A 6,633-nucleotide genomic window follows, 5' to 3' on the forward strand; every position below is an offset into this window, starting at 1 on the left:
AGGTTGGCCTCCACCATCTCCTTCTTGGCCTGCCGGGCCTCCTTCTCGCCCTTCTGGACCTGGTTCACGATGCGGCGGAACTCGGAGATGTCGAGGCCGACGTACTGGCCCACCTGCGCCATCTCGGCACGGAGCTCCTCCACCCGGCCCGAGAACCGATCGCAGAAGGTCTGCCAGCCGCGGCCGGGCTTCGCGCCCATGCGGTCGAGCCACGCCGGGTCGAGCTCGGAGCCGCGGTAGGCGTCGACGAAGTCCTTGCGGTTGATCCGCGCCTGGTCGGCGAGCTTCACCATCGCACCGTCGATGCCCATGATCCGGCGGTTGATGCCGTAAAGCTGATCGATCAGCGCCTCGATGCGGTTGTTGTGCAGATGGAGCGAGTTCACCAGTTCCACGATTTCGGCGCGCAGGGCCTGATAGGTGGCCTCCTGCTCGGCCGTGAAGGAGCCGTCCTCGTTCAGCGTGGCCGAGATGCGCGCGTCCTGCATGTCGGAGAGGCGGGAGAAATCCTCGGCGATGCGGTCGAGCGTCTCGAGCACGCGGGGCTTGAGCGCGGCCTCCATCGCGGCCAGCGACATGTTGCCCTGATCGTCGTCGTCCTCGTCGTCCTCGCGCTGGATCGGGTTGCCGTCGGCGTCGTACTCGGGCTCGCGCGTCTCCTTCTTCTCGTCGGTCTCGGTGGGGGCTTCGGCCTGCACGACCGGCTCTTCGGTCTCGCCATCGCCGAGCTGATTGCCGAAGGTCGTCTCGAGGTCGATCACATCTCGCAGGAGGATATCCTCGGAGAGGAGCTCGTCGCGCCAGATGGTGATCGCCTGGAAGGTGAGCGGGCTCTCGCAGAGGCCCGCGATCATGCAGTTGCGGCCCGCCTCGATCCGCTTGGCGATGGCGATCTCGCCCTCGCGCGACAGGAGCTCGACCGAGCCCATCTCGCGCAGGTACATGCGCACCGGATCGTCCGTGCGGTCGAGCTTCTCGGACTCGGAGGAGGCGACCGCGACGTCCTTGGTGCTGGAGGCTTCGACGAGTTCGGTCGAGCCCTTGTCGTCCTCCTCGACCTCTTCCTCCTCGATGATGTTGATGCCCATCTCAGAGAGCATCGACATCACGTCCTCGATCTGCTCCGAGGAGACCTGATCCGGCGGCAGCACGGAGTTGAGCTGATCGTAGGTGATGTAACCGCGCTCGCGCGCCTGCGAGATCATCTTCTTGACCGCCGCCTGGCTCATGTCGAGCGTCAGCGCGGTCTCCTGATCCTGCTCTTCGGTCTTGCGGTCCTCGGTGTCCTTGGCGGCCATTCAGGTCTCCTGGCTGTCAGGGCGAGTCGGATGTCACGAATCATTAGCGCGGGTAAGTGATTCGGACAGCCGGTGCCCCTCATTTTTCCGGAATCTGTCGTGTTGCGGCCTCAGCGCCCCGATTCGCCCAGACCGAGCTCCTCCAGCATCTTCAGCAGCGCCTCGTGTTCGCGCCGGTCGATTCGCGCCCCGTTCTCGGCGACATCGTAATCCGCGCGATCCTCCTGCATGGCGCGCGCCGCCTTCTGGCGCGCCTCGGCCGCGTCGCGCAGGCGCCAGGTCAGGGTTTCGGTCGCCAGGCCGGCGATGTCTTCCTCCGCCTCGCTCAGTTCCATCCGATGGCCGCGTTCCGCCTCGAGCCGATCGAGCGCGCCCGCCACGGCCTGCCGGGCCGCGTCGCGATCCTCCGGCCGGCGGCGGAACGGCATGACCGCGAGATGGTCCAGCGCGTCCAGACGTTCAAGAGGCTCCGGCCCCAAAACTTCTCGGGCACGGGCACGCAACGCCTCCGGGGCCTCCCCGGCGTGCGCGAGGATCAGCTCGGCCAGCGCGGCCGCGCCGGGCTCCGACCACTCCAGCGCCTCCAGCCGCGCCTCGACGTCGAGCGCCAGGGAGGGGTGCAGGAAAAGCGCGGAGAGAATCACCGATTCGGCGAGGCGCTCGCCCCCCGGCCCCTCCGCCGCGGCGGCGAGCGCCGAGCGTTGCGTGCTGGGCCGCGGCTGCGCCTCGGGCGGCGGGCCGCGGCGCGCTCCGCGCCGCTCCGTGCGCCCCCGGAAGAGCTGATAGCGCTTTTCGCGGATCGCCTCGCCGTAGTGGCGGCGCAGGCCCGCGTCCTCGATCTTGGCGAGTTCGGCACGCAGCCGCGCGTCGAGCGCCGCGCGCCGCTCGGGACTGTCGAGCACCTTGCCCTCGGTCTCGCGGCGCCAGAGCAGATCGACCATCGGCACGGCGCTGTCGATGAGCTTGCCGAGCGCCGCCGCGCCGCCCGCGCGCAGAAGGTCGTCCGGGTCCTGTCCCGGCGGCATCAGCACGAAGCGCAGCCCCTTGCCCGCGCGCAGCTTCGGCAGCGTCAGGTCGATCAGCCGGTAGGCCGCGGCGATCCCGGCCCGGTCCCCGTCGAGCGCGACCAGCGGCTCGTCCGCCATCCGCCAGAGAAGCTCCAGCTGATCGCCGGTGACCGCGGTGCCGAGCGGCGCGACCGCCGCCTCGAAGCCCGCGCGCACGAGCGCAATCACGTCCATGTAGCCCTCGGCCACGATCAGCGGCTGGCCCTTGCCGGCCGCCTCGCGCGCGGGGCCGTGGTTGTAGAGGCTGCGCGACTTGTCGAAGAGCGGCGTTGACGGCGAGTTGAGGTATTTCGCCCGCGCGTCCGCGCGCATCGCCCGCCCGCCGAGGCCGATCGCCCGCCCCTGCGCGTCGCGGATCGGAAAGACGATGCGCCCGCGGAACCGGTCGTAGGCCGCGCCGCCGTCGTCGGGCTCCGCGGCGAGGCCCGCGTCCACGATCAGCTTGTCCTCGATCCCCTTTCCGCGCAGCGCCTCGAAGAGCCCGCGCCGCGCCTCCGGCGCGAAGCCGATCTCGAACCGCGCGAGCGCCGCCTCGTCGAGCCCGCGCCGCGCGAGGTAATCGCGCGCCTCGCCGGCCGCCGCGGTGGAAAGCTGCATGCGGTAGTGACGCACCGCAGCCTCCATCGCCTCGCGCAGGCGGGTGAGGTGGTCGGCCTTCTCCTGCGCCTGGGGGTCGCGGGCGGGCATCTGCATCCCGGCTTCCCGCGCGAGGATCTCCACCGCCTCCATGAAGTCGGCGTTCTCCGTCTCGCGCACGAAGGAGATCGCGTCGCCCTTCGCGTGGCAGCCGAAGCAGTAGTAGAAGCCCTTGCGGTCGTCGACGTGGAAGCTCGCCGTCTTTTCCTGGTGGAAGGGGCACGGCGCCCACATGTCGCCCTTGGCCTGGTTGGACTTGCGGGTGTCCCACATGACCTTGCGCCCCACAACCTGAGCAAGGCTCAGGCGGCTGCGCAACTCGTCGAGGAATCCGGGAGGCAGGCTCATGCCTTCTATATCGGGTGCACGTGCCCGGCTGTCCAGTTCCCCCGGGCTACTCCATCGCCGCGCCCTGTTCGAGGCATTGCTCGACGAAGGCGGCGCGGATCTCCTCGGGCTCCAGCGCGTCGGCGGGCAGCGTCCAGACCCAGGCCGCGATCCGAGGCGCGAGCGTCTCGACCGAGGGGGCGTCGGCATGCGCCTCGGCGATGCCGGCGGCGGCCTCCGCCTCGTCCGCGGTCGCGCGGCGCATCTCCGCGGCCTCTGCGGCCATCGCGGCGGAGGTCTCGCAAAGCACGCGCAGCTCGTCGGCCGGAGCCGTCGCAGGCACAGCGAGGCCGAGGATCAGGGCGGACATGATGTGGCGCATGGGCAGGGCCTCCTTTTCGCGGCGCGCCTACCCGTCGGAGGCGCCCGCGTCCAGCCCGCGCCGCGCCGCGACGCTCTCCATGGCCTCGTGCACCTCGTGCACGAGTGTCCCGGCCATCGAGCGGAAGGCCATGATCCGCAGGCGCTCGGGCCCGGTGCGCGTGATGCTGACGCTCATGTGGCCGAGCAGCGTGCGCGCCGTCGCCCCCTCGGCGAAGACATGGGCGCGCAGGTCCACCGGCACCAGCCGCGCGAGCGCCTCCGGCCCCGCGTCGCCCGAGAGCTCCACCACCGCCCAGGCGTCGGACTGGTCGGTGAGCGCGGCCTGCGCGGCGAGCGACGGGTCGGGCGCGGGGCCGATCAGCATCGCCTGATCCATGCCGGTCCAGATCATGCTCGCCGTCTCGGAAAGATGCGCCGCACCCGGCGCGGGCCAGCCCACACCATGCGCCGCACGGAGCGCGGCGTCGAGCGCCCCGGCCTGCCCCGGCCCCGGCATCAGGGAGGTGATCCGCCCCGGCTCCACCTCCTCGAGCCGCATCGCCCCCGCGCGGCGCGGCAGCAGCCCCGCGCAGGGTGTCCTCGCCGTCAGCTCAGCCACGCAGCCGCCCTCCCTCCGGATCGTATTGCACCGGCTCCTGCACCGTGGCGCGCACGCGCGTGCCGCGCAGGTGATCGACGAGGACCACCGTCTCGCCGTGCCGCGCCCGACCGTCGCGCAGGAAGCCGAGCGCCAGCCACCCGCCGAAGGCCACCGAGGGCGCGACCGAGGTGACATAGCCCTGATCGTTCTCGCGCACCGCCTCCGCACCCTCGGCGAAGACATGCGCGCCGGCGCTCATCGCCACGCCCGCCTCGACCGGGCGGAAGCCCACGAGCTGCTCGCGGTCGTCCCCCGAAAGCCCCTCGCGGGACGCGGCCGCCTTGCCGATGCAGTCGCTCTTCGCGCTCACCATCCGCCCCATGCCGATGTCGAAGGCCGTGGTGCGCCCGTGGATCTCGGCATGCGTGATGAAGCCCTTCTCGACCCGCAGCGCGTTCAGCGCCTCCATGCCGTAGGGCCCGCCGCCCAGCGCCTCGGCGCGGGAGAGAAGCGCGTCGAAGAGCGCCGCGCCGTAGCGCGCCGGCAGCGCGATCTCGTAGCCCTCTTCGCCCGAGAAGGAGATGCGGAAGAGCCGCCCGGCGATCCCCTGCACCGTGACCGGCCCGCAGGACATGAAGGGCCAGGCGCTCTTGTCGAGCCCCCCGTCGATCAGCCCGTCGAGAAGCTCCGCCGATTTCGGCCCGGCGACGGCGAACTGCGCCCACTGCTCGGTCACCGAGACGAGCCGCACGTCCCAATCCGGGCAGAGGCCCTGGCGCACCCACTCGAGATGCGCCATCACCTCTCCGGCGGCGGCGGTCGTGGTGGTGGTGACGAAATGGTCCTCGGCCAGCCGCGCGGTGGTCCCGTCGTCCATGACGTGCCCGTCCTCGCGCAGCATCAGCCCGTAGCGCACGCGCCCCGGCTTCAGCGTCGAGAAGGTGTTGGCGTAGACGAAATCGAGAAAGCGCGCGGCGTCCGCCCCCTGCACGTCGATCTTGCCCAGCGTCGAGACGTCGGCCACGCCCACCGCCTCGCGCACCATGCGCGCCTCGCGCCGGCAGGCGGCCTCCCAACCCTCGTCGCCTTTCGGGAAATAGCTCGGCCGGTACCAGAGCCCCGCCTCGATCATCGGCGCGCCGCGCGCGCGGCTGGCCGCGTGGCTCGTCGTGTGGCGCACGGGCGCGAAACCCTCGCCCTGCGCCCCCGCGCCCATGGCGGCGATCGGGACCGGCACGTAAGGCGGGCGGAAAGTCGTCGTCCCCGTGTCGGGGATGGCGCGCCCGGTGGCATCGGCGAGGACGGCCAATGCCGCGACGTTGGAGCTCTTGCCCTGATCGGGCGCCATCCCTTGCGTCGTGTAGCGCTTCATGTGCTCGACGGAGCGGTAGTTCTCCCGCGCGGCGAGCTTCACGTCCTTCACGGTCACGTCGTTCTGGAAATCGAGCCAGGCACGGCCCTTGCCCTCGACCGCCCAGAGCGGGCGCAGGCGGTAGGGCGCGTCCTCGGACTCCGGCACCTCCGCAGCCGGTGACCGCCGCCCGAGATCGGCGAGCGCCTCCGCCGCCGCGCGCGCGCCCGCCTCGAGGCAGCCGCGCGTGGAGAAGACGCCGGCGCAGGCCCCCGCGGGCGCGAGCCCCGGCACCGCGCCCTCTGCCGGCACGAAGGCCGCGATGTCCTCGCGCCAGACGGGGCGGCCGTTCATGTGACAGGTCAGATGCACCGTCGGGTTCCAGCCGCCCGAGACCGCGAGCGTGTCCGCGGCGAGGCGCTCCTCCCGCCCGTCCTCCAGCCGCAGCGTCACGGCCTCCACCCCCTGCCGCCCACCGGAGGTGCCGGTGACCACCGCGCCGCGATAGGTCGGCACGCCAGCGACCTCGGGCGCGTCGGGGCGCGGGTCCACCATCGCCGCGACATGCACGCCGGCGGCGACAAGATCACGCGCCGTGCGCTGCGCGTCGTCGGTGTTGCCGAAGACGACCGCGGACCGCCCCGGCACGACGCCCCAGCGGTGCAGGTAGCTGCGCAGGGCGGAGGCCATCATCACGCCCGGCCGGTCGTTGCCGGCGAAGGCCACGGGCCGCTCGAGCGCCCCGGCGGCAAGCACCGCGCGCCGCGCCGCGATGCGCCAGAAGCACGCGCGCGGCAGCCCCGGCGCGGGGCGGGCCATGTGCGCGCTCACCCGCTCCAGCGCGCCGTAGGTGCCCTGGTCGTAGGCGCCCGTGACCGTCGTGCGCGGCATCACCCGGACGTTCGGCAGGCTCGACAACTCGGCCATCACGGCGGCGACCCAGACATGCGCGGGCTGGCCCGCCACGGTCTCGTCCTCCGACAGGAGCCG

Annotated in this window: 5 protein-coding genes; all 5 read right to left on the reverse strand. The window is 72.1% G+C overall.

The window, feature by feature from the left end; genetic code table 11:
* Window positions 1–1,298 (reverse strand): RNA polymerase sigma factor region1.1 domain-containing protein (locus ACESL7_RS11405; protein WP_372893445.1); only part of this gene is annotated, 1,298 nt, incomplete at its 3' end.
* A 110-nt stretch (window positions 1,299–1,408) separates the two neighbouring features.
* Entirely contained in the window at window positions 1,409–3,349 is a 1,941-nt protein-coding gene (gene dnaG / locus ACESL7_RS11410) for a DNA primase (RefSeq protein ID WP_372893446.1), read from the reverse strand.
* Window positions 3,350–3,395: 46 nt separating this feature from the next.
* Window positions 3,396–3,710 carry a hypothetical protein gene (locus ACESL7_RS11415; protein WP_372893447.1) on the reverse strand — a complete coding sequence of 105 codons (315 nt, stop codon included), beginning with the start codon at window positions 3,708–3,710 and terminating at the stop codon, window positions 3,396–3,398.
* 27 nt (window positions 3,711–3,737) lie between these two features.
* The gene (locus ACESL7_RS11420) at window positions 3,738–4,310 is read right to left on the reverse strand and encodes a sarcosine oxidase subunit gamma (RefSeq protein ID WP_372893448.1); all 573 of its coding nucleotides are present in this window, start codon (window positions 4,308–4,310) and stop codon (window positions 3,738–3,740) included.
* A partial coding sequence (locus tag ACESL7_RS11425) for a glycine cleavage T C-terminal barrel domain-containing protein (RefSeq protein WP_372893449.1) occupies window positions 4,303–6,633 on the reverse strand: 2,331 nt, incomplete at its 5' end. The genes ACESL7_RS11425 and ACESL7_RS11420, both read right to left, overlap by 8 nt.

The sequence above is a fragment of the Rhodosalinus sp. genome (assembly GCF_041685465.1).
Classification (GTDB): Bacteria; Pseudomonadota; Alphaproteobacteria; order Rhodobacterales; family Rhodobacteraceae; genus Rhodosalinus.

Coding starts and splice junctions, on each gene's coding strand:
- dnaG (WP_372893446.1), bottom strand. CDS start 3,349: ATGAGCCTGCCTCCCGGATTCCTCGACGAGTTGCGCAGCCGCCTGAGC.
- ACESL7_RS11415 (WP_372893447.1), bottom strand. CDS start 3,710: ATGCGCCACATCATGTCCGCCCTGATCCTCGGCCTCGCTGTGCCTGCG.